General features: G+C 31.7%; 20 protein-coding genes. 3 read left to right on the top strand and 17 right to left on the bottom strand.

Translation table 11 applies throughout. From position 1 onward, the window contains the following. Positions 1–18: 18 nt before the first annotated feature. Positions 19–1,314, bottom strand: coding sequence for a GTPase HflX (hflX, locus tag R9X47_RS26585; protein WP_432664076.1), 1,296 nt, complete (start codon positions 1,312–1,314; stop codon positions 19–21). A 303-nt stretch (positions 1,315–1,617) separates the two neighbouring features. Between hflX and R9X47_RS26580 the strand changes: the two genes are divergently transcribed. Then, complete coding sequence (locus tag R9X47_RS26580; RefSeq protein WP_432664075.1) at positions 1,618–2,154, top strand: RDD family protein; 537 nt, start codon at positions 1,618–1,620, stop codon at positions 2,152–2,154. A gap of 28 nt (positions 2,155–2,182) precedes the next feature. Here the strand turns inward: R9X47_RS26580 and R9X47_RS26575 are convergent, their stop codons facing one another. Further along, positions 2,183–3,325, bottom strand: a complete 1,143-nt coding sequence (locus tag R9X47_RS26575) for a phosphodiester glycosidase family protein (RefSeq protein ID WP_432664074.1) — start codon at positions 3,323–3,325, stop codon at positions 2,183–2,185. A gap of 290 nt (positions 3,326–3,615) precedes the next feature. Between R9X47_RS26575 and R9X47_RS26570 the strand changes: the two genes are divergently transcribed. Next, positions 3,616–3,846, top strand: a complete 231-nt coding sequence (locus R9X47_RS26570) for a hypothetical protein (RefSeq protein WP_432664073.1) — start codon at positions 3,616–3,618, stop codon at positions 3,844–3,846. A 229-nt stretch (positions 3,847–4,075) separates the two neighbouring features. On the opposite strand, the gene R9X47_RS26565 is transcribed toward R9X47_RS26570, so the two are convergent. The 11 genes from R9X47_RS26565 to R9X47_RS26515 all read right to left on the bottom strand — a co-directional run bounded on the left by R9X47_RS26565 (position 4,076) and on the right by R9X47_RS26515 (position 16,721). Next, positions 4,076–4,312, bottom strand: coding sequence for a hypothetical protein (locus tag R9X47_RS26565; RefSeq protein ID WP_432664072.1), 237 nt, complete (start codon positions 4,310–4,312; stop codon positions 4,076–4,078). 140 nt (positions 4,313–4,452) lie between these two features. Beyond that, a complete protein-coding gene (locus R9X47_RS26560) occupies positions 4,453–5,463 on the bottom strand; it encodes a hypothetical protein (RefSeq protein ID WP_432664071.1) in 1,011 nt (336 codons plus the stop codon). Between the two features lie 114 nt (positions 5,464–5,577). Next, entirely contained in the window at positions 5,578–6,510 is a 933-nt protein-coding gene (locus tag R9X47_RS26555) for a metal-dependent hydrolase (protein WP_432664070.1), read from the bottom strand. Between the two features lie 172 nt (positions 6,511–6,682). Then, complete coding sequence (locus R9X47_RS26550) at positions 6,683–6,850, bottom strand: hypothetical protein (RefSeq protein ID WP_432664069.1); 168 nt, start codon at positions 6,848–6,850, stop codon at positions 6,683–6,685. 115 nt (positions 6,851–6,965) lie between these two features. Next, a complete protein-coding gene (locus R9X47_RS26545; protein WP_432664068.1) occupies positions 6,966–8,552 on the bottom strand; it encodes a vWA domain-containing protein in 1,587 nt (528 codons plus the stop codon). 197 nt (positions 8,553–8,749) lie between these two features. Further along, entirely contained in the window at positions 8,750–9,193 is a 444-nt protein-coding gene (locus tag R9X47_RS26540) for a PPC domain-containing DNA-binding protein (protein ID WP_432664067.1), read from the bottom strand. A 110-nt stretch (positions 9,194–9,303) separates the two neighbouring features. Continuing rightward, positions 9,304–10,920 (bottom strand): ABC-F family ATP-binding cassette domain-containing protein, encoded by a 1,617-nt coding sequence (locus R9X47_RS26535; protein ID WP_432664066.1) that lies wholly within the window; start codon positions 10,918–10,920, stop codon positions 9,304–9,306. A gap of 362 nt (positions 10,921–11,282) precedes the next feature. Then, entirely contained in the window at positions 11,283–11,924 is a 642-nt protein-coding gene (trhA, locus tag R9X47_RS26530; protein ID WP_432664065.1) for a PAQR family membrane homeostasis protein TrhA, read from the bottom strand. Between the two features lie 162 nt (positions 11,925–12,086). Then, entirely contained in the window at positions 12,087–13,448 is a 1,362-nt protein-coding gene (locus tag R9X47_RS26525; protein ID WP_432664064.1) for an MATE family efflux transporter, read from the bottom strand. Between the two features lie 71 nt (positions 13,449–13,519). After that, positions 13,520–14,338: a MerR family transcriptional regulator gene (locus R9X47_RS26520; protein ID WP_432664063.1), complete on the bottom strand. Its 819-nt coding sequence runs from the start codon at positions 14,336–14,338 to the stop codon at positions 13,520–13,522. Positions 14,339–14,399: 61 nt separating this feature from the next. Beyond that, complete coding sequence (locus R9X47_RS26515) at positions 14,400–16,721, bottom strand: DNA topoisomerase (RefSeq protein ID WP_432664062.1); 2,322 nt, start codon at positions 16,719–16,721, stop codon at positions 14,400–14,402. A gap of 259 nt (positions 16,722–16,980) precedes the next feature. Between R9X47_RS26515 and R9X47_RS26510 the strand changes: the two genes are divergently transcribed. Then, positions 16,981–18,048, top strand: a complete 1,068-nt coding sequence (locus R9X47_RS26510; protein WP_432664061.1) for a sulfite oxidase — start codon at positions 16,981–16,983, stop codon at positions 18,046–18,048. Between the two features lie 475 nt (positions 18,049–18,523). On the opposite strand, the gene R9X47_RS26505 is transcribed toward R9X47_RS26510, so the two are convergent. From R9X47_RS26505 to R9X47_RS26490, 4 genes are all read right to left on the bottom strand, one after another. Next, a complete protein-coding gene (locus R9X47_RS26505) occupies positions 18,524–19,327 on the bottom strand; it encodes a DUF1835 domain-containing protein (protein ID WP_432664060.1) in 804 nt (267 codons plus the stop codon). Positions 19,328–19,487: 160 nt separating this feature from the next. Further along, entirely contained in the window at positions 19,488–19,718 is a 231-nt protein-coding gene (locus tag R9X47_RS26500; RefSeq protein ID WP_432664059.1) for a hypothetical protein, read from the bottom strand. An 873-nt stretch (positions 19,719–20,591) separates the two neighbouring features. Further along, complete coding sequence (locus R9X47_RS26495) at positions 20,592–21,992, bottom strand: Kelch repeat-containing protein (protein ID WP_432664058.1); 1,401 nt, start codon at positions 21,990–21,992, stop codon at positions 20,592–20,594. Positions 21,993–22,812: 820 nt separating this feature from the next. Then, complete coding sequence (locus R9X47_RS26490; protein WP_432664057.1) at positions 22,813–23,214, bottom strand: CARDB domain-containing protein; 402 nt, start codon at positions 23,212–23,214, stop codon at positions 22,813–22,815. Between the last annotated feature and the right edge of the window lie 107 nt (positions 23,215–23,321).

The raw sequence follows: 23,321 nt of genomic DNA, 5'->3' as shown, positions 1-23,321 counted from the left end.
TATCACCCTTTTATAATACTAATCTTCAATGACATATTGTCTGTATTTATTATAATCTGCTTCGCCTAACTCTGTTTCTAAAAAAGTTCCATTTGCTTCATAACTTACATTAGATACATTAGTTTTTTTGTGTAAATATGAGTATATTTCCCCCTTGTCAAAGGGAATAAGCATTTTACATTTTATCATATCATTAAATACATGGCCTTTAATTGCTTTTATTAGATCTTCAATACCATAACCAGTTAAAGCCGATATAATAACGGATTCCTTAGTCATTGGCATTATATCATTACTAGCCTTATCGCATTTATTAAATGCATAGAGAGTTGCCTTATTAAGAGCTTTTAAATCCTCTAAAACCTCATTAGTAACTCTAATCTGCATATCATAGTTATCATTTGATGAGTCAACGACATGGATTAACAGATCGGCCTCTATAACCTCATCAAGGGTTGCTTTAAATGCTTCAACCAAATGATGAGGAAGTTTACTAACAAAACCTACTGTATCTGTTAATATAAATTCACTTTTATCCTCTAAAACTATTCTTCTATGATATGTATCTAGGGTAGCAAACAGCATATCTTCAGAATAAACCTTTTTACCCTCTGATTCTCCTATACTTAAGTCAAGTAGCTTATTCATAAGTGTAGACTTTCCTGCATTAGTGTATCCCACAAGTGATACAACAGGTATTTTATTCTTTTTTCTTTGGGCTCTCTGAACTTCCCTATTTTTGGCTGATTCCTTAATTTGTCTCTTTATATCACTGATTCTATCAAGTATTCTTCTTCTATCAATCTCTAGTTTTTGTTCTCCAGGACCTCTTGTTCCTATTCCTGCACCGGTTCTAGATAATGATCTTCCTAGTCCCACTAGCCTTGGGAGTCTATATCTCAATTGAGCAAGTTCTACCTGAAGCTTTGCTTCCTTTGTTGTAGCCCTTCTTGCGAATATATCTAAAATCAGAGTAGTCCTATCTATGATTGTTACTTCTATAACCTCTTCAAGATTTCTAATCTGAGAAGGTGATAGTTCATCATTAAAAATCACTATATCTGCATCTAAGGCAGTGGCTACCATCTTTACCTCTTCTGCTTTTCCTTTACCTATAAAATAGGCATTGTCTATCTTATCTTTATTTTGAATAACCATATCGAGTACTTCAGCTCCAGCAGCCTTAGTAAGCTCTTTAAGTTCTTCCATTGAATCCTCAATTGAAATTTCATTTCTTCTTCCAGTATTTATTCCTACTAGTACAGCTCTCTGCTGATCATCATTTATAATTTCATTGTTATCTTTCAATATCATATTTTCATCATCCCTATTCTTTTTTTATAATACTATATATATTATAATCCACTTTTCCAATTCTTACATCAAATTTTGCCAGAAATAATATTTTGATCAAAGAAAAAACTTTACTTTATGTAGTATCAGAGAAAATGAATTAAAAATTATAGTTTTGTTCTATTTTCTTTTGTTTATTCAAGTAATTAATGCTATAATTGTATATGATTTACAAATTTTAGAGGTACTCGTCTTATATTTTTTATTCATCTCTTTTGTTTGAGAAGGTTAGGGCAGTTATTAAATTCTTAGGGGGTTAACAGCATGGATGATAATTTTCAAAAAGGAAATGATTATGATTATGTGGGATTTTGGGCAAGAGTCGGTGCATCAATTCTAGACTCGCTAATCCTTATACCACTTTTATTCGTCTTTTATAAGGGCTATACATATGCTACTGAAAATCAAGTTATTTGGCCTGTAATAGTTATCTTCTGTACTTCTCTTTCTTATCAGTTATATTTTATTGTTAAACACGGTGGTACACCTGGAAAATTGATAACCAATATGAGAATAATAGATGAACATGGGAGTTATTTGTCTATTCAAAAGGCTATTATACGCTTAATCCCATCAATTCTGACATCTCTTCTTAATTCAGTAGCAGTTTTTGTAATAAGCCTAGAAGTAGCAACTATAATCTCATTATTAAAAGGGCTTGTTTCGCTTTTTACTTTCGTAGATGTTCTATTTGTAGCATTTACTGCTAACAAAAGAGCAATACATGATTACATGGCAGGTTCCTATGTTGTTACAAAAGATTCTCTATTTAATCAAGATGATAAAACATTGGAAAGTTAAGTACTTATTTACTAACAAGAACTCAAGGTTATTTTTCCTTGAGTTCTTTATTTTGCTCTTCCTCTATTATTAATATAGCATTACTAATTTGACGTCCTGGCTTCGTTATAACTTTTCCATTATAGTAAAGCCCACTGGATGCACCGCCATCAAGATTCATTGCTTTTTCACATCCTAATTTCACCATCATCTCAGCCAAATCATTAATTGTTGCTCTTCTTGTAGTAAGCAGTATTAGCTTTTTGTCCTTTGTAAATCCTATTGCACTCCTTGCAGCTGCAATCGATGTTATTTTTGCTTCTGAAAATCTCTCCTCTTCGAGATTTAGAGTGACCTTTCCATCCCATACTAATCCAGGACCTGCCCCTACTGCTCCATCTACTTTTTTCCAGAACTCATCGTTTTTATGCTTTGGATATAAATCAACATTATACTCTACGGATCTACCTACTTCGAAGCGATCAAATATTTGATCCTTTATAGATCCATATAGGTTTATAACTAGTCCATTTTCAGGTATATCAACGTTTCCTTCAGTTATTTCAGTAATCTTTCCATCCTTTACTATTACATTAGTACCTAGATCGCTTCTAACCTTTTTTCCGCGCTCAGGTGTATATACTATTACACTTTCTCCTCCCTTAATAGGAGTATGATTAAGCCAATATCCATTCCAAGAATACTTCCATTTTGGCTCTCCATTGTAACCTCGTATTCTTGGCATCAATATATCAATATCAACATTATTGTCTTTATCAAATCCAAATACTGATCTATGGCTACCTGTATGTAATATCTTACCCTGTACTACTAAAACTCCATATGGGTCTTTGTCCTCAGTATATGCTCCAAAATAAGTACCATTAATTGCAGCAACAGCACCATTGCTATTAGCTATATTCTCAATAGTATCAACAGCTCCAATAGTTCCATTGGCTAATGCTGTCTTAAGCTCTATTTTGGAATTTTTAAGGTCTATTGTTATTACTTCGGCTTTGATTTTCTTGTTATTAACATCGAAGCTTTTTGACTCGTGGCTAGTTGGTGATACTAAGTTATTGCTACTTTCTTGCATTCCGTTTACTTTAGATAAGTTTTCCTCACAAAATCCAGTAATAAATGCGCTTGTAATCACTAGAGTAACGATAATTGTAACTATTCTTTTATTCATCTATTACCTCCAAAATCTATTATTTTTCATATTATATTAACCTTCATTATACCATACTTACTACCATAATTTTGAATTTTCCAACCTCAATTCCATTTATATTTATTTTTGTTACTATTTTCCTATTATTTTCCTGACATTTTGTAATATAATAGTATTATAGAGGGGATATTTTACCATATATGTAATTCTTTTGCGCTAAGCATTTAGAGATTTGGGATTGGAGGTGATAGACTTGGGTTTTATAGTTTCTATAGAGGATAACCACCTATGGAAAGGAGGATAATAAAATGTCTATTATATCTCTTGAAAGTATTGCTACAGGGGTTTTGCTTAGTTGTCTTACTATATATGTGGTGAAATATATCGAAGTGGCTACAGTTAATATAATAAAAAATAGAAAATTGACTAAGGTTATAATTTCACTTGACATTCTAATATTCATCATTACTTCTTTGCTACTAATTGATTGGGTTATCTGTAAAATTCAGCAGGTTAATACTCTTCTAAAACTACAATAGAAAAGAAATTGAGAATATAATATATCTCGCTCCCCTCTCTCTTTTACTACTATCAGTTTATTTCTTCTAATAATCTTGAGCTTTCTCTTTAATGATTAAATCCAGTTATCTATGTTCTAATTATCTATTTTTCTTTCTTAGCAAAAAAATAAATTAGGGACATTAAGTCCCTCATGATTAGCTGTTTTTTTGAAAAACGACCTATAGAAAAGCAGCCATTATTTTGTGTCTATTTCTTTCGCTGTGCAACTATATGATATTTGTCGTCATCGTCTCCACCCTTCGGTAGTACCTCAAATCCATTCTCTTTTAGCATATCAAATAACAAACCTGAATTATCAGCAGCATTTCTGTCCATTGTGATGATTAGTTCTTCACCTTCACCAACATCCTTTATTATATCTTTAAGTTCTTTACTTGAATCCATACCAACATCTTCATTCAAATTAATAAATCTATCTACCATTTTGACCTCCTAGATAATTTTTTCTCTACTATTTTTTGTATTGTTTATTTTATTATTCTCATTAATTTCTCCAACAAAAAATAAGGCAGAAAATCAATCTACCTTATTACACATTTTAATAATTGTAAGTCTTTTTTTCATTACTTAGGCTCACCTTGAATAACTTTCTTCATTTCATCTATAACCCACTTAGATGGTGCTTCCTCATTCATAACTAATATTACAAAGTTATCTGCTAAGGTCTCCTCTGGATGAAAGGTATAGTCTGTGTTTGTTCCTATCTTTTCATAGAAATCTTCTAAGTCCTCTTTATTAGCTAAAACTATTTTTCCATCCTCATAAATCGGCTCAGGTTTTCCATCTATCACTTCTATAGCTAACATTTCATCTATTAGTGTTCTAAAAAAAGAACCTCCTTCATAAGCCGCTGAAGAGTAAATAACCGGAATAAAATTGTAGGACTTACCATTGTAAGTACATTCTATATAATAGTTGTTTAGTGGAGCATCGGGATTAGAAATTTTCAAATCTTTTATTTCATCAGGAAACTCTAATTCTTCACATCTTTTATAATTTATTATCCCATATAAGTCATCATGCAAATCTTCATTATATCTAGAATATACATGGAAAAGCTCGTGAATTATCAGATTTCTCAATCTATCATCGCTTGTTTTCGCCACATAATCTTCAGGTAATACTATACAAACGCCTCTCGTATAGGCAGCTCCACCCTCTTCAGTCCCATTAGTTTTTATAAAACCAATTTCTTCTGGAAGATTCAACTTTAAGTCTGCAATCCTTTTATCTATATCTTCTATTGCACTACTAATTTTTTGCTTTTCTGAGTCATTCCAAGCTAATACTGCATCTTTATAAAATTCTCTTCTTTCTTCTAAGTTTAATGCAGTATCTGTTTTTAGCTTAGCCGCATAGTCATAGCTACTGAGCCCTTTTATATAATCATCTTCTGCAGCAAGGATGTTTACGCCTTCATCCTTATTTAAAAAAGATATTTCAGAATCTCCAAGTTTTAATTCTATAGACTGTTCTTGCTTCTCACCTGCATTACATGCCAATAGCAATGAAGCTGTCATCAAAATTATTATAAATAAAAATATACTCCTTGTATTTATAGCCCCTCTTCTCATGAAAAGTCCTCCTTATTTTGAAAAAATCCATATTTTCCCTCGAATATATATAATATCCTAAAATCATAAAAAGTCAATCAATGATTGCATTCAGACTCTTTTACAGTAATTTATCTAACTCTTTAATAATAGAAAAACTAATACGCTAAATAATGACAAAACATAGAAGCCTTCGATTACTCCTCCGAACTTGCTTCCTGTTTTTATCAGTGGTATAGATAGCTTCTTATCCAAAATTGAATACAGTTTCATATAACCATCATATTTTTTCAAGATCTTGTGTAGACCAGTTTTCTTTAATATTAATGGCAAAGTCGATATTGGAACTCCACTATTGGTGAATATATCAGCTAGATACAGATGACTGAAATATCCTATAAAGAAGGCTATAGAAATACCATAAATATGTAATCTCTTTTCTAAGTATCTTACACCAACTGTTACCAATATAAGACCCGCTGGTGAGTGTAAAAAAGTCCTATGTGGAAATATAGCTATAACGAAGAATATGATTCCCCATATTATCCCCTCAATATTTCCGCCACTTAAGTATATACATATACCTCCAATGCTTAAATACACTAGAGTCATAAAAATCTTTTTTATCCTAGCTGCACCAGTATTTATGGCCTTTAATCCATCTGTTAAAATAGGTATGTATATACGCTCACCTATTTTAACTCCATTGAGGGCCAATAAAAGTAATAAAGTTATACTGACTATAAGCCACTTTGAAAAAACACTTTCATAGTACATGTATACTCCTATCATAGCAGCAATTATACTAAAAAAAGCAAATGCAAATATCTTTTTTAATAGCTTCTTGGAGTTGTTTATAATTCTATTTGATGTTTTAAAAATTGGATTTCTATTGTTTATTATACTATGATCTGAATCGGCGTCTGGAAATATTGCACCTATTGCAGCTGCCAGAATCCCTATAATCATTGCTTTGTTGTCGGTAAAGTTTATTATCGTAATTGTAGGTATTATACAAAGTACAAGATAATATAACACCCCAAGGGCGTAGTGGGTTCTTCCCATCATGAAAAATCACTCCATAGAATATATATGTTAAGAACACCAAATTCTTGATCCTCAAAACAATTTTTAATTTCAACAAAATAGCTGAAACCATGGAATCTGTGGCTTCAGCTTATTATTATAACTATATAATCTGCATTGTCAACTGCTAGGACGAACAAGGTTAGTAAGTACCTTACTTCTCCTTTTTATTTCTGTTTTTCATATTTTCTTGATCATATCGGTTATTGATACTTAATAAGCACTCTTCAAAACTTTTTTCACATTGCTTATTAGACTTCTTATTTGGTTCATGCTTATACTTTTTCTTCAATGAAAAATCTGGATAAAAAAACGTTGCCATCACTCTCACCCTTAAAACTCCCTTTTTTCTCTTTTATTATAGGGTTCGTATTGGTAAGAAGTTTTGGGTACTTCAAAGAAAAAATTTTCTTCATATTTTTTTGAAGTTTATTCTCCTATCTATTATCCAGTTCCTTCGCTAATTTAACCATTTTTATAAACTCGGTTCTATATCCTTCAACATCTTCTCCCTTATTCTTCTCTGCTATCTCAATAACATTATCATAGCTTGAGTCAGCTTTAAACTCGGAGTCTCTTAGAAGCATTCCAAATTCCGCCACTGCACTTGAAAAGTTAAAGTCCTTTGAAGCCTCTTTAGATATTTGACTCTCTAGAATTGGAAGCTCTATTAACTTGCTTACTTTTCCATCGGGGTCTTTATATCTTAATTTTATATGCATCAAGTCATTGCTGTCCTTTAGTTGTGGATTTTGATATTTCAATTCATCGGTGCCTTGTATCTCTTCGTCTAATCCAAAGGGAATTAGCTCATAAAAAACCGTTACAGTATGACCAGAACCGATTTCTCCAGCATCTTTTTTGTCATCATTGAAGTCTTCATTATTTAATAGTCTATTTTCATAACCTATCAATCTATAGGCCTTTATCTTGCTAGGATTGAATTCTATCTGGAACTTTACATCCTTCGCAATCGTAAACAATGTTGACCCCATTTCATCTACCAATACTTTTTTTGCTTCCAATATATTATCAATATATGAATAGTTGCCATTACCCTTATCAGCTAATAGTTCGGCCTTTGAATCCTTAAGGTTTCCAGTTCCAAATCCTAAAACACTTAGAAAAACTCCGTCATTTCTATTTTTCTCTACAAGTCTAGTTAGGGCGCCATCGCTTGATGGACCCACATTAAAATCACCATCAGTTGCCAGTATTATTCTGTTATTTCCATCCTTAATAAAATTTTCTCTAGCGATCTTATATGCGAGCTCTATTCCTTCGCCACCGGCAGTGGAACCTCCAGCATGTAGGTTTTCAATCGCATCTATTATTTTATCCTTATTGCTTCCATCGGTTGAATCTAGAACAACACCTGCTGCTCCAGCATAAACCACTATTGAAACTTTATCCTTCTCATCTAACTGATTAACCAACATTTTAAATGAAGACTTTAGCAAAGGTAATTTATCCTGGTCATCCATTGAACCCGATACATCTAGTAAAAATACCAGATTGCTAGGTGCTATTTTTTCACTATCGATCTCCCGGCCCTTTAATGCTACCATAGCCAAATTATGTTCACTATTCCATGGACACTTGTTAATCTCATTTATTATGGAAAATGGCTCATCTTCCTCTGGCTTTCTATAATCATATGTAAAATAGTTAATCATTTCTTCAATTCTCACCGCATCCTCTGGAGGCATCTCTCCATCCATTAAAAATCTGCGAACATTGCTATAGGATGCAGTATCAACATCAATAGAAAATGTTGATAGTGGATTCTGCAAAGAAAGCTTAAACCCGTTTTCTTTTATCCTTGCATATTCTTCAGTATTCATCTCTTCTCTTTCATACATTGGTTCAGAAGTCATATTATTTGCCAATCCCTTGTCATAGGCAACCTTCTCTTTAGGTGCTTCTTGTTTTGATTCAACTGCGTCTTCCTTTTTGCTAGCGCATGATGCTAATAAAAATATAACCATAATTATTGATACTAACCTCAATACTCTTTTTCCCATAAATGCCCCTCCTCTAATAAAGATAACTTAAATACTATTTACTACTATTTTGTTCCTTATTTATTAAGACGATTTAAATTTTATAATGTTCCGAAATTTTTAAAAATAAAATAGAAAAAACTAATGGCAAAATTCTACCATTAGTTTCTATTTCCTTTATTCTATCTGTTTTGTTGTCTCCCATGAACCTAGCTTTCTTAACCCAAGTTCAGTAATGTAAATCCTGTTTTTTCATCACGTAACCGTTTAGCATGGACTCCTAAAATTTCCTGTACAATAACTTCACAACAAATCCAAGACTTAACACCATTACGTAGGCAACCCATAATTGTGCCTCCTGATCTACCTAATGCACCGTGAATATGTAGAATTGGCTTTTCATCTTTATCTGGAGCTATCACTCCCGTTGCAATGGTTTCATGTGCTTCGTATATAGGTAAATCCATCGGCCGTGGTGGATTTTCCGATGTTTTTCGTGGTCCAACAATAATTTCACCCTCCATTAGGGTTCCAAGCATACTTACATGTGCTGTAGAAATGTTGTTATCCATTGCAAATTTTTCTATACAATCTGGTATCATGTCACCTTCTTCAAGACGAAGCATAAATACCCTGCCAAGCTTTCCCTCTGTAGCTTTCACCTTAAAAATCCTCCCCCTATAAATAGTAGATATATTATAACATATCCGCTATAAAAAAAATAACCAACATTACTAGAAGTTCATGTTGGTTATTTTTATATTCTTAAAATCTATTTGTACATATCATCAATTGTTTTTTGAATACCTTCATCCTCAAGGAACTCATCAAAGGTTGTCTGCTTATCAAAGATTCCATTTGGAGTTATTTCTATAACTCTATTAGCAATAGTCTGAATAAACTTATGGTCATGAGATGTAAACATCATTGTTCCCTTAAAAGCTATTAGACCATTATTAACTGCCTGAATAGATTCTAGATCAAGATGGTTAGTTGGTTCATCTAGAACTAATACATTTGCACCTGAAAGCATTAGTCTTGAGAACATACATCTTACTTTCTCTCCTCCAGAAAGTACGCTTACACCCTTTAATGCCTCATCACCTGAGAATAACATCTTTCCTAGAAATCCTCTAATAAAGGTTTCTGACTTTTCAACAGAATATTGTCTTAACCAGTCTATTAAGTTCAAATCAGCTTCTTCAAAATATTCTGCATTATCCTTAGGTAGATAAGAACTCTTTGTTGTAACTCCCCACTTAAATGTACCTTCATCTGCTTCCATTTCACCCATTAATATCTTAAATAGAGTTGTCCTTGCCATCTCATTTTTCCCAAGGAAAATTACCTTATCTCCCTTTGCAAGGGTAAATGAAACATTGTTTAAGACTTTTACTCCATCAATGGTTTTACTGATACCATCAACAGTTAAGATATCTTTTCCAGCTTCTCTGTCAGGAGTGATTCCAACAAAGGGATATCGTCTTGATGATGGCTGAATATCATCAATAGAAATCTTATCTAATAATTTTTTCCTAGAAGTAGCTTGCTTAGCTTTAGAAGCATTCGAGCTAAATCTAGCTATGAAAGCTTGAAGTTCTTTTATTTTATCTTCCTTCTTCTTGTTTTGTTCCTTCATCAGTCTTAGTGCTAATTGACTAGATTCATACCAGAAATCATAGTTTCCAACAAATAGTTTAGCCTTACCAAAGTCTATATCTAGCATGTGAGTACATACCTTGTTTAAGAAATGTCTATCATGGGAAACAACGATAACTGTATTTTGATAGTTTATTAAAAACTCTTCTAACCATGTTATAGTTTTAAAATCCAAGTGGTTTGTAGGCTCATCCAGTAGAAGAATATCTGGGTTACCAAATAGAGCCTGTGCTAATAGAACCTTAACCTTTTCACTACCCTTTAGTTCTTCCATTTTTTTATAGTGTAGGTCCTTATCTATTCCTAGACCTAATAATAGTTTCTCAGCATTTACCTCTGCTTCCCAACCATCTAACTCAGCAAACTCAGCTTCTAATTCCGATGCCTTTATTCCATCTTCTTCACTAAAGTCTTCTTTTTGATACAGAGCATCCTTCTCTTGCATTATTTCATAAAGTCTTTTATATCCCATAATAACGGTATTTAAGACATTATATTCATCAAATTCAAAGTGGTTTTGCTTTAGTACAGCTAATCTTTCACCCGGTGTTATAGCTACATCCCCTGTATTCGGTTCAATATCTCCAGAAAGAATCTTCAAAAATGTTGATTTTCCTGCACCGTTTGCTCCTATTACACCGTAACAATTTCCTGGAGTAAATTTCACGTTTACGTCATCAAATAGTTTTTTATCTCCAAATCTTAATCCAACGCCTGTAACTGTAATCAATTTTATTTGTTATACAACTATATAGAATGAACTTAAAGATCTATACTTGTATAACATCCTCCTCTCAGTTTATAACTAAAAGGGGCTGTCTCATAAAGGAATCTTGTGAGCACAGCCCCAGGGTGTTTCAGAATGAATGAAGTTCAAGGTTATTAAATTTCAGCGGTTTGGCTAGTACTAATGTACGTGCCAAGTCGATGAAATTTTAAATAACGCAGAAATTCGTCATTCTGAGACACCCCCTTTATACCAACTCATTATATTATACAACCTTTGTTACAATAATTGAATACTTTTTTAAGTAATCTTTTAAATTGGTATTTGTATCCTATAAATCATTCTAGATCCTTATAGTTTTTCATTTATCTAGGCAATAAAAATAATATAGTAAAAAAATGACAGATACTTCCTCCTAATACGAAAAGATGCCAGATAGCATGGTGATATTTCATCCTACGCCAAACATAAAAGACTGTTCCTATTGTATATAGGGCTCCTCCCGATACTAACAACACTATACTAGTTTGGTTCATTGCCTGTATCAATGGCTTGATAGCAAATATAATCAGCCATCCCATGACTATATAAAGAACTGTTGAAAATATTACAAACTTCTTGACCCAAAATACTTTAAATATGATTCCAACCAAGGCTATTCCCCATACAATACCAAATATAGTCCAGCCTACATAACCCCTAAGTGAAATCAATGTCAATGGTGTGTAGGTTCCTGCTATTAATAAATAAATTGCTGAATGATCACAGATTTCAAAGATATTTTTCACCTTACCCTCTGGAAAGCTATGATATAGGGTTGATGATAGATACAGCAATACCAATGTAGCTCCATAGATACTAAAACTTACAATATACCATATATCTCCATAGATTTTAGCAAAAACAACTAAAACACATAGAGCTGCAATAGCTAAGCCCAATCCAATTCCATGCAAAATAGCATTAGTAATTTCTTCGCCCTTTGTGAAGTTCTCTATATTATCCATTTTCTTCTCCTTTTAAATAATTTTATTTAGAAGAAAGTTCTAAACCCTTATTTTGTATCCTTATGTAAGATGTTATATTTTTATAAGCAATTTATACATTTCATATTATATCATTTTAGATCCATACGACATACAAAAAAAAGATAGAGTTTCAACTCTACCTTATATTTTTGCATTAACATTCTTATATATTTCTAAACCAACTTGCTCTTTATAGTACTTTAAAAAGAAAGCTGAAACAACTATTGTAAGAAACTCAGCTATAGGAGTAGCTAACCACACTCCATTTATGCCACTGAATTTTGGTAGAATTAACAGCCCCAAAATTATAAATATCAAACCTCTACATAGGGTAATAATTGTAGAGAGTTTTGAGTGCTCGATCGCTTGGAAATAGATTGCTATTACCATATTACAGCCCATAAATAAATAGTTTAAAAAGAATATTCTTATACCACTAGATGCAATTTGTATTACTTCTGGATTATTCTTTAAAAACAACATTACCATTTGCTTACTAAATAGGAGTCCTGATAGACAAAAGCCTATTCCTAAAATCACAGACATTTTAACAGTAAGCTTCAGTGTTTCATCTACTCTTTTCTCTTCATTTGCTCCATAGTTGTAGCTAATTATTGGTTGTACTGCTTGGGCTGTTCCCATAAAAATCATTAACATTAATGGATGAATGTAATTGATTATACTATAGGCAGAGACCCCTGTTTCACCTAGCATTTTCATTAAAATTAGATTATGTACTATAGTAACTACAGAAATACATATCTCTGCTAAAAAAGTTGGTAGTCCATTCTCAAAGATTCTAATAATGTCCTTTTTATAAAATCTTGTCTTTACAAATCTTAGCTTTCCTTTTTGGCGTAAAAAGTACATTAATAAAATGATCAATCCTATTAAATTCCCTGCACCTGTTGCTATTGCTGCACCTTTAACACCCCAATGAAATTTGAAAATAAACAGATAATCTAATATAAAATTAATTACCCCTCCAAGAATCATACAAAACATAGCCAACTTTGGCGCTCCATCATTTCTTATGAAGCAATTGATGGCATTTCCTAGGGTAAATATTATTGAAAAATATAGAACTATCCTCATATAATCCACTACTAAGGGTAGTATTTCATCATTGGCTCCTAAGGCATATGAAAGTTTTTCAATATTTAGAAGCCCTAGTATTGTAATAGTTAACATTATGACTACCGACAATACCATAGATTGGGTAAATATACTACTTGCTTCATCTTCTTTACCTTGAGCCAGCTTGATAGAAACGATTGTGGCTCCTCCAAGTCCAATTAATAGACCTATACCAGTAAATACAGTAAAGACCGGTACAACAATATTTACTGCTGCTAATCCATTACTTCCTATGCCGCGTCCTACAAATATTCCATCTATAACAACATGTAATGCCATTACCAGCATACCTGCAACTGTTGGAATAAAATAATTTAGAAATAGTTTTGAAATCTTGTCATTTCTTAAATCTAAGCTATTGTTCATAAAAAAACAACCTCCTTACCAATAGGTTATAGAGGTTATTATAAACCTTATAGTAACTATAAGGTCAAGGATTATTTTATTGGCACTTGGATCTCTAGAAAAAATTCTTCTTCACTAGCTATGACAGATGTATCAATTAAAGAAATTTCAACGGCATCACCTGTAATAGTATAATTATTTTCATCTAAATATTTGAAAAGCTTTTTATAGGTTTTATATGTTTCTGAGAGTAAGCCCCTATGATATATACATGCATATTTATTGGCAGGCAATACCCTAATGGACTTACTCTTTGTTGACGCACTATCCTCCACAAAGAAATATAATGCTTTAAACTTATCAAAAATATTGTTTTTCAGACTTTCCTTAGATATTATTACCCCGATATCACCAGCAAAAAGTAAAGAACCCTTTTTATATAAATTTTGTAATTGATTTATATATAAGAAAAATTCTTCGTCTGGTACTAATTCATCATTTGTATTAATGGCTGCAATTTTTCGCTTAGGCAGCTCCTTTATTTCTATGTCGTCGTAACTCTGCGTATTAATATAGTTTCTAATAATCTCAATTTTTGTATCAATTTTATCCTTTATGCTGGTGTATTCCTTTATTTTAATTTCAACTATCTCTTTTTGATTTTCAAGCATATTTAGGATATTATTAATGTCTTTTTTTTCTAGGTGATCCTTAATATCATTTAAACTCATTCCTAAGTATTTTAGATATTTTATGGTCTGTAGTTTTTCAAATTGATCTATAGAATAATATCTATATTTATTATTTTTATCTATTTTCTTAGGTTTTAGAAGCCCTATTTTGTCATAATATCTTAGAGTTTGCGTTGATATATTATGCATTTTTGCCATTTCGCCTATTGAAAACTTCATTTAGCTATCTCCTTCTTTAGTGATAATCTATCACCAACAACCGGGCGACAAAAAATTAATACTATTTATCAATACGAGTTACATTCTTAAGATCTAAAGCACCGCTTTTGTCTTTTCTAAATTCAAGCGTTGCTTGGCATTTTTCTTTGGTCTGAGGCAAAATGATATTGATGTCTTTTATGATTCCTTTTTCAAGGAGTTCTTTGATCATATCTTCTGTAACTTTCTGGCAATAGAGATCAAGAGTATTTTTCCAAACAGTAAACTTACAACCCTCTTTCCAATTACTACAATAGAAAGCCTTTCTATTTTCTAAAACCTCTCCACTTTCACAAGAAATACAATAGCCTAATGCATTCTTACTTTTCTTCCTCTTCACAGATTTTTTTGTTTTTTTATTAGGAATATCAGAAAATTTTTCCCAGACATGTGCATTATTATTTAGTCCTAATACTTTAGATGCATTCTTTTTTATATATGACTCAAGTTTTTCCATATATTTGTCTGAGTCTATTTCCCCACTGGCCACCATAGTTAAGCCTTTTTCCCAGCTTGCAGTTAAATCTGGTTTAAGTAACGAAGGAACAGATTTACTAATTACATCATATATCATTTCCCCCTTAGTAGTTGGAGATAATATCTGTGTTTTTTTATTAAGATTAATATATTTAATTTTCTGCAGCTTCTCTAATATCCCGGCTCTTGTGGCACTTGTTCCTATTCCTTGAGCTTTTATTTGTTCTCTTAGCTCTTCATCCTCAATGAGCTTACCTGCATTTTCCATTGCCAAAATCATAGATCCAGAATTATATCTTTTTGGTGGAGTGGTTTGTGATTCTTTGATATTAAAATCAATAATCTTTACTTGCTGTCCTTTTTTTAGTTTTTTTAATGTTTCTATGTTATCAACTTTTGAATCTTTATTTTTTTTATCATAATTTAATATTTCTAAATATCCTTCTTCAACACATACTTTTGAAGATGTAAAGAAGCTTTCAGATTTTATCTTTGTAGTAATGGATAACTTACTAAATACTGCTGGAGGATAAAATATTGCTAAAAAACGTCTTACCACTAGCAAAAATATACTTTTATCATTTTTAGGCAATTTATTGAAATTTCCTAATCCTTGTCCTGTAGGTATAATCGCATAGTGATCCGTAATTGACTTATCATTTACATATTTTGTCTTTTCTAATCCTTTAAATTTTTCACCATCTAATATATCTTCAACAAAACCATTAATCTCTTGATCTTTTTTCTCTAAATCACATACCTTCTTTATCCCTAAAAGACCTTTTATATTTTTACTAATTTCCTTTGCCACAGCCTTTGATAAGACCCTTGCGTCCGTTCTTGGATATGTGAGCATTTTCTTTTCATAAAGCCCTTGTACAATTTTTAAAGTTTCATTTGGATTTAATTTGAATTTTTTTGAACATTCATTCTGAATTTCTGCTAAATTATATAGTAATGGTGGATTTTTCTTTTCCTTTTTTTTCGTCACAGATTCAACTATTGCAGTCAATTCATCATTATCCTTCTTAAGCTCTTCAATAAATTCTTCAGCTTTTTCCTTTTCTTTAAATCCAACATCTTTGAATAATAAGTTAGACATATAATACTTTGAACCCTCTACTGATTTCCATTCCCCATTATATTCTAAGGAATCCTCAAACTTAAAAGAAGAGTTTATTTTATAAAATGGAGTCTTTACAAATTTTCTGATTTCTCTTTCTCTTCTAACTACCATCGCCAGTACACAAGTCATTACTCTTCCTACCGCAATAACAGTATACTTTTCACCTAGATATTTGCTAACGGTTCTTCCATAAATAAGAGTTAATAATCTGGAGAAATTTATCCCTATCAGATAATCCTCCTTAGCCCTTAAATATGCAGAATCTGATAATTTATCATAATCATCTAATGGTTTAGCTTCTTTGACACCTCTTCTAATTTCATCTTCTGTTTGTGAGTCTATCCATACTCTTTTTTTATTTTTATTTTTTACTCCCACTTTTTCATCTACTAATCTATATATATATTCTCCCTCTCTCCCGGAGTCCGTACATACATATATTGTGGATATATCATTTCGTTTCATTTGCTCCTTTACAATATTAAATTGCTTTTTAACATTCTCTATTACTTCATACTTATATTCCTCTGGTAAAAAAGGAAGATCATCTAATATCCATTTTTTATACTTAATATCATATTTCTCTGGATAACTCATATTCACTAAATGTCCAACACACCATGTTATAACTGCTTTATCTGATTCCAGATATCCATTTCTCTTTGTTGCTTTAAAGTTTAATGCTTTTGCAAACTCCATTGCAACACTTGGCTTTTCTGTTATAAATAATGATTTACTCATATTAACATTTCACCTACACAGTAATTTTTTCAATAAAAATATCGAGCAAGTATTATGCTCGATACTATACAATTTTCTTAATTTTTTATGGTAATCTTTCATACTATATTATAAACTATACCCATTTATTTTGCAAAATGTAGATTTAATAAGTGCGTTCTATATAGTTTAACAGTATTTTATCAACGCTCCAAACTTGTAATATATTTGTACAAACTTAATATATTTAAATAAATATGGACTATGAAAGGAGTTAATTATGAATTTTCAACAACCTCCAATTGAGCCACATCTTACAACAATATCCTTAGATCCAGAAAATCAAGGGTGTCCCATTCACTTTATAAAAGAGTGGATTACTCCAGAACAATTATTCTTTTTGAGAAACCATTACGATTACCCTCAAATTACCCCTATGTTCTTTACTCTTCCCTTTTATGGTTTAGTTCAAACTCCAGGTTTCTTCCATTATCAACAACTACTCGCCATGCCTAGTAAAACCATAGTATTTCCCTTAGAGTGCTCAGGAAACAAGAGAAAAGAATTTAAACCCGACACCTTTGGTACTCAATGGGATGACGGTGCAATAAGCCAAGGTTCATGGACAGGAGTCCCTCTTAGAAATCTCTTATCCATTGTGGGGCTAAAGCCTTCTGCCAAGGAGGTAGTTTTTGAAGGTTATGATATCGGAAAGATCCCAGGATTAGATGGTGAACATGCCTTCGCAAGGAGTCTTCCACTAGAGGTAGCTCTCCACCCCGATACACTCATCGCCTATGCATTAAACGGAAAGCCTATTACATACAAACACGGATATCCAATGAGATTAATCGTTCCTAAATGGTATGCTATGGCCTCAGTAAAATGGCTCAAAAAAATAACAGTTATTGATCACCCATTTGAGGGACCATATCAAAAACTCGACTATCAATATTTTCCAAATGAAGATAATGATGAAGATGGAGTCCCAGTGACAACTATGAAGGTCAATTCTATTATTCAGCAGCCCTTACCCCAATCAAGGCTAGATGCTGGTATCCATGATATCTATGGAATCGCTTGGACGGGTGAGGGAACAATTAATAAAGTAGAGATTAGCTTTGATGAAGGTAACACTTGGGAGAAAGTTTTTTTGAGACATAATTCTGGTCATTCTTATTCATGGAGTTTTTGGTCCTATAGGTGGAGTGCATCAAGAAAGGGCCAATATACTATTATGGTACGTGCAAGTGATACAGCAGGAAGAGAACAGCCCTTCAAGGTTGAATGGAACAGACTTGGATATGGATACAATGGTGTGTCGGTAATTAGTTTAGAGATTGTTTAAAATATAAAATCTAAGCTTCAATTTTCTTTCATTTATTATATTCATTTATTATAATAGAATTACATTCAAAAAAAGTAGAGCCTAGGCCCTACTTTTTTATGTACTGCGACTTCAAAAGTCCAGTTTAATTTAAATTGTTATTTTATTGTGGCACTGTTAAACTTAATTGTACTATACCAAATGTAAAGCCCCATACAACTACTGACAATACGGACCCTACAATTGCTGTTTTTATTCTATTCATAAGTATTCCTTCTTTCACTTTCTTAGTTTATTTATTTATTATACAAAACAAATGTTAACATTTTATGTACAAATTATGATTTTTTTGTTATTTTGATGTTAACTGAGATTAGTAGCTTACCCCTTATAATGATTATTACCCATAATATTAATATTAAACCTATTATTTCAAAAAAAAGAAAGGTAGAATTAAATCTACCTCTTAGACTGCTAACAAACTCGACTTTCATTACTACTTTAGCCTTATATCAAACTCTCTCATAAATCTAAGTTTTCCTCTATACTCTAACTTGCCTGAATCGATTAATGATCTAATTCTATAATCAATAAATGCATCTGTTACTATTTGACCGGAGTTACCCATAACAGATCCTATTACTCTGGCAGCCTTAAGAAATTCATCGGGTGTGTATTTTAATATGTATTTATCATAATATGTCTCATCTTCACAGATTACTTTATTATCTATATATATCCTTAGCACAGCTTCATTTTTTCTAAGCTCATTCCACTCAGATATAAGAATTTCTTTTCTACTATTATCTATTAGAGAAACGCTTTTTAAAGCTTTTCTTAATTCCTCTAGACTGCATTCTGCCGTAGCCCTTGGTCTATATATTTCACCTTTGAGCTCTTTCATTATATTCTTCGAAACCGATACTTCATAAATCTCATTTTCTTTAAATCTACTAACTAAATACCTTAGTGCAGTCTGTTCCATAACATTCTCCCCATGCCAGATAATTATTTTGCTTTCTCTCAAAATATCTAGCTGAGAAGTATAGGTTAATTCTATTTCTTTATCAATATATCTATCCTGAATAAGCTCAGAGTATCCCGTTGCTTTATATATTTTATTAAACCATTCAGCTCTTTTATCTATGTTATTTTCAAGTTCATATATACATCCTATAGAAAGGTCTTCCCTAAACTTTCTTACTGAGCCATAATATTTTGATTGGATATTAGATTTTAAAAGAGTTTTTAAACTTCCATTTGCAGAATCTCCTATGGCTATGTGAACATAATTATTCATATACTCCTCCACTATATTAAATATGAAATATACTCCATAACTATATTAGCATTTATCTACTACTTTTTGTTCTAATTGGTGTGAATCAACAATTTTGCGGAGTGAACTGTCAAAAAGCAGGAATTTTAGTTTTCAAAAATAGATCTTATATTCTATATACTTATTCCTGTTTTTGACTTTTCAACTCATTATAAATAACTATTATTTGATCACGGTATTTTGATTCAGCTTCTATATGTCCCCAGCCACCACTAAACTGAAAAATAACGCCATAAGCTGAGCTATGATATGACTGAATCATATGGGGGATTTGCCTATCCTTCAAGATTTCATCCATTAGTTTAGCTTCAATTTCATTAGACAAAACAAGTATCTTTTCGTATTTGCTCATCAAATCACCCTCCTCTTATTTATATCATGAACTCTACTTAGTTAACTTAAAGTATACTTATTTTGTTTTTACCCCTTTTTCGCAGAAATAAAATGTTTTATTATGGAACTTTCAATTTATATAGAGATTTGAAGTTCTAATAATTACTTATATATTCTTTATAATGTAATTTTAATAGCTTTATTTCATAATTTTAATAGTTTCTTAACACTGAGTTAACCTTACTTCGATATAATATTAATTAATGATACTCCCCCACAACCCTATATATATGGCTTCTGCATATTTTGCAGAAGCCAATTGTGTTTATTCTTAAAATTTATTAGTGGAATTGTAGTTTTTATTTATATTCTCGATAAAATCACTTACATTTTTTCTACTTTTAAATATATAATCCTTATCTTCTTCATTATCATTAACTTCTCACACTTTTCATAAGACTAGTATATCTCTAAATTTCAAATGCTTAATCTAGGTGAATAGGACTATTGTAAAATTAGAATTTCCCGGGTAATACCCTCTATGTTAAAGAATTTATTAAAATCAAATAATCCCCTGTTTCTTTAATTCTATTATAGCCTCTTTCACACCTATCTTTACCGCAGTACAAATTATTAAAAGATGTATTCAAGAAAAAAAAGGGAAATCCTTCTTGTGTTCTCCGTTAAACCATTCTTTAGTATAAAAGAATCTTTTTCAAGTTCCACCAAAATTTCTCTTACGGATTCAGTAATCACTAGTCATTGCTATGAAAATCGATATAACCTCTATTAATATAGTTTTAGTGCAATAAAAAATAAATAGTGAAATACTATCTCGACTAAAAAGACAATCAAGGATAAGGTTTTAACCCTATCCTTGATTATATTAATCTTAATATTCCATTACTTCAAACTGTGAAATTTTATCAAAAGCTAAGTAGTCTTTTCTGTTTGCAAACGGTCCTACATTATAATTCTTGTTGAATGTATAGTAAGATTCTCCAGCTCCATTACTTCTTCCTTCATACCAACTAATAAAGCTATCTACTTCCCCCATTGATAAGTCATATTCGTTTATTTCTCCATTTGTCATGGTAATTCTTAATAATGCTCTACCTCCGTTACTACTACCTTCTGGTGTAGCTGAAGCTTCATTTGAATTCGAACTTTCTTGACCACCCACAACAGCGCATACAACATAATAATATGTAGTACCATTTTTAACATCACTATCTGTATAATTTGTTCCTGTAATATTTTCTGCTATTGTAGTATATGGTCCACCTTTAGTTTCTGATCTTTTTACAGTATAACTTTCAGCATTTTTTACTTCATCCCAAGAAAGATTTACTTCCCCATTCCCTGCTGTTGCTATTAGATTTGTTGGTATATCTGGAGTAACTGAACCTGTCGGTGTGAATTCTTCAACCGCATCGGTACAGTAACCCCCAGCTACTATATCTCCACCGATTGCATACAATTTATTATTAACTTTAGCCAAACCAAAGTCTCTTACTGGTATTTCTTTACTAGTATTCGATGACCAAGTATCAGTAATTGGATCATATGCCTCTACAATTGAGAAATAAGCAGTATCATGACCACCTATTGCATATATAGTCCCATTTAATACTTCTGCTTCTAATCCATATCTTGGTGTTGGCATATTGCTCTTTGAGGTCCAGATATCCGTTGAAGGGTCATATTCCTCAACTACATTTAGGCCAGAACCAATTGACCCTCCTATTGCATATATTTTGTTGTTATATACTGCTGTTCCAAAACTATTTCTAACAGTAATCATATTTGACTTAGTAGTCCATATATCAGAAGCTATATCATATTCTTCAACAGTACTTACTCGAGAACCTAGTGTAGATCCACCAATCGCATATATTTTTCCATTTACTACTGCTGTGCTATGAGTATATCTTCCTGCTAACATATTTGTTTTTGAGACCCAAGTGTCTGTAGTAGGGTTATATTCCTCTACAGAATTCATTAACCCGCCTGTTCCATATCCACCTACAACGTATATCTTACCATTTGCAGCTACTGCCCCAAAAAAGGCTCTATCAGATGGCATATTGGATTTTGTTGACCATGTATCTGTTATAGGGTCATACATTTCTACTGACGAAGTGTAATTCCCATTACCATCAATACCACCAATTGCATATATATTTCCATCTAATGTTACTGCTTCAAATGCGCGCCTCTTTGTTGGTATACTACTCTTAGTTATCCAACTTCCTAAACTCTCCTCAACAGAGGTAACTGTAATTGATTCCATCTTTCATCCCCCTATAGTCAATTGTTTTTAATGTGAATTATGTTTAAATATACTTTTTCTCTTCTAAGGAGCAATCCGCCGGCTGGTTTGCTTTTTACAATCCTTAGTATACTATACATTTACTTGTAAAACCGGCTGAATTCCGGCAGTTTTCCGGCACACTTTCAGCGGTTTCTAATTTAGCTTTATATGCTTTTAGTCAGTTAGCTATATACAATTGTTTTTTAAGACATAATTGCATTTGACATAAAAAGGCCCGGGGATAAACCCAGGTTTCTACATTAAATTGTTCTTTAGTAATATAAAAAATTATTCACACTTAATATCTTTCAGCTTATGTAATTTTATGGTAAAATTATAGTGGTATTATGTAGCTTATCTATGTAAAACTAATTCTGAAGTAACATAAGAAGTTAATTTATTTATAAATTCGTCTTCTCAGTTCACACTTCCTGACTAGGATACTGGCTCTCAGCCTATAAAGAAAAAAATATCTAAAGGAGTGATTAATATATACTTTCCTAAAAAATTATTTGCAATGTTTTTAACATCTCTTTGTTGTATGCTTGCTATGAAGCTTATAGTATTTAAAATGATAAATCCAATACTATCTAAGTTCAAAAAAAAGTTTCAAATAATTTTAAGTATTATTCTCACAATATTTATTGGTTTAATTATACACTTCTTGCCTCTAAATAATAACTCATTCAACATAGAATATCTAAGTGAGATTAGATTTCTTATAATGTTTTGGCTCATGTTATATCTATCTTGGAATATAAATATATTAAAGAAGCATGGTTCTTAAATACTATAATTTTTAAAAATTATAGTATTTATACATATAACTTTCGTTTGTTTTCCAAAAGGTATTTCCTGCAGCGTCTTTAGATACTATTCTTATATTAAATTCCAATCCGTCTGATTTTTGTATTGCTACTATAGATAATATATCTCCAGCTTCAATAACAAACCTTAAGGTATGTCTTCCACTTTCTTTTATTCTGAATTCTAAAGTAACTTTATTATATCCATATGTGTGTAATCCCGATCTATTATAATGATAATCCAGTCTCTTTCCATATTCATCATAAACAGCTAATGTAAATGGTGAACTTTTGACATCTCCTACGTTATCAATTGTGACTTTGAATTGTGAATCCTTATATGCTCTTAGACTGCTAGGTTCTACTTTTAATATTTTCAAATCTGCTCTAGCCATAATTACCTTCTCCTTTAATCTTATTATTTTTAATTATAAAGAGCAGTAGGCCGGCTTGTTTTCTTTTTGTAGTCCTTAGTATACTATACATTTACTTGTAAAACTGG

Source organism: Wukongibacter baidiensis, assembly GCF_050888315.1.
Taxonomy (GTDB): Bacteria; Bacillota; Clostridia; order Peptostreptococcales; family Caminicellaceae; genus Wukongibacter; species Wukongibacter baidiensis.
This window is presented reverse-complemented; position numbering and strand designations above follow the sequence as displayed.

Excerpts from the sequence above, each read along its gene's own strand:
- hflX (WP_432664076.1), bottom strand. The coding sequence starts at position 1,314 with ATGATATTGAAAGATAACAATGAAATTATAAATGATGATCAGCAGAGA.
- R9X47_RS26580 (WP_432664075.1), top strand. The coding sequence starts at position 1,618 with ATGGATGATAATTTTCAAAAAGGAAATGATTATGATTATGTGGGATTT.
- R9X47_RS26575 (WP_432664074.1), bottom strand. The coding sequence starts at position 3,325 with ATGAATAAAAGAATAGTTACAATTATCGTTACTCTAGTGATTACAAGC.
- R9X47_RS26570 (WP_432664073.1), top strand. The coding sequence starts at position 3,616 with ATGTCTATTATATCTCTTGAAAGTATTGCTACAGGGGTTTTGCTTAGT.
- R9X47_RS26565 (WP_432664072.1), bottom strand. The coding sequence starts at position 4,312 with ATGGTAGATAGATTTATTAATTTGAATGAAGATGTTGGTATGGATTCA.
- R9X47_RS26560 (WP_432664071.1), bottom strand. The coding sequence starts at position 5,463 with ATGAGAAGAGGGGCTATAAATACAAGGAGTATATTTTTATTTATAATA.
- R9X47_RS26555 (WP_432664070.1), bottom strand. The coding sequence starts at position 6,510 with ATGATGGGAAGAACCCACTACGCCCTTGGGGTGTTATATTATCTTGTA.
- R9X47_RS26550 (WP_432664069.1), bottom strand. The coding sequence starts at position 6,850 with ATGGCAACGTTTTTTTATCCAGATTTTTCATTGAAGAAAAAGTATAAG.
- R9X47_RS26545 (WP_432664068.1), bottom strand. The coding sequence starts at position 8,552 with ATGGGAAAAAGAGTATTGAGGTTAGTATCAATAATTATGGTTATATTT.
- trhA (WP_432664065.1), bottom strand. The coding sequence starts at position 11,924 with ATGGATAATATAGAGAACTTCACAAAGGGCGAAGAAATTACTAATGCT.
- R9X47_RS26525 (WP_432664064.1), bottom strand. The coding sequence starts at position 13,448 with ATGAACAATAGCTTAGATTTAAGAAATGACAAGATTTCAAAACTATTT.
- R9X47_RS26520 (WP_432664063.1), bottom strand. The coding sequence starts at position 14,338 with ATGAAGTTTTCAATAGGCGAAATGGCAAAAATGCATAATATATCAACG.
- R9X47_RS26515 (WP_432664062.1), bottom strand. The coding sequence starts at position 16,721 with ATGAGTAAATCATTATTTATAACAGAAAAGCCAAGTGTTGCAATGGAG.
- R9X47_RS26510 (WP_432664061.1), top strand. The coding sequence starts at position 16,981 with ATGAATTTTCAACAACCTCCAATTGAGCCACATCTTACAACAATATCC.
- R9X47_RS26505 (WP_432664060.1), bottom strand. The coding sequence starts at position 19,327 with ATGAATAATTATGTTCACATAGCCATAGGAGATTCTGCAAATGGAAGT.
- R9X47_RS26500 (WP_432664059.1), bottom strand. The coding sequence starts at position 19,718 with ATGAGCAAATACGAAAAGATACTTGTTTTGTCTAATGAAATTGAAGCT.
- R9X47_RS26495 (WP_432664058.1), bottom strand. The coding sequence starts at position 21,992 with ATGGAATCAATTACAGTTACCTCTGTTGAGGAGAGTTTAGGAAGTTGG.
- R9X47_RS26490 (WP_432664057.1), bottom strand. The coding sequence starts at position 23,214 with ATGGCTAGAGCAGATTTGAAAATATTAAAAGTAGAACCTAGCAGTCTA.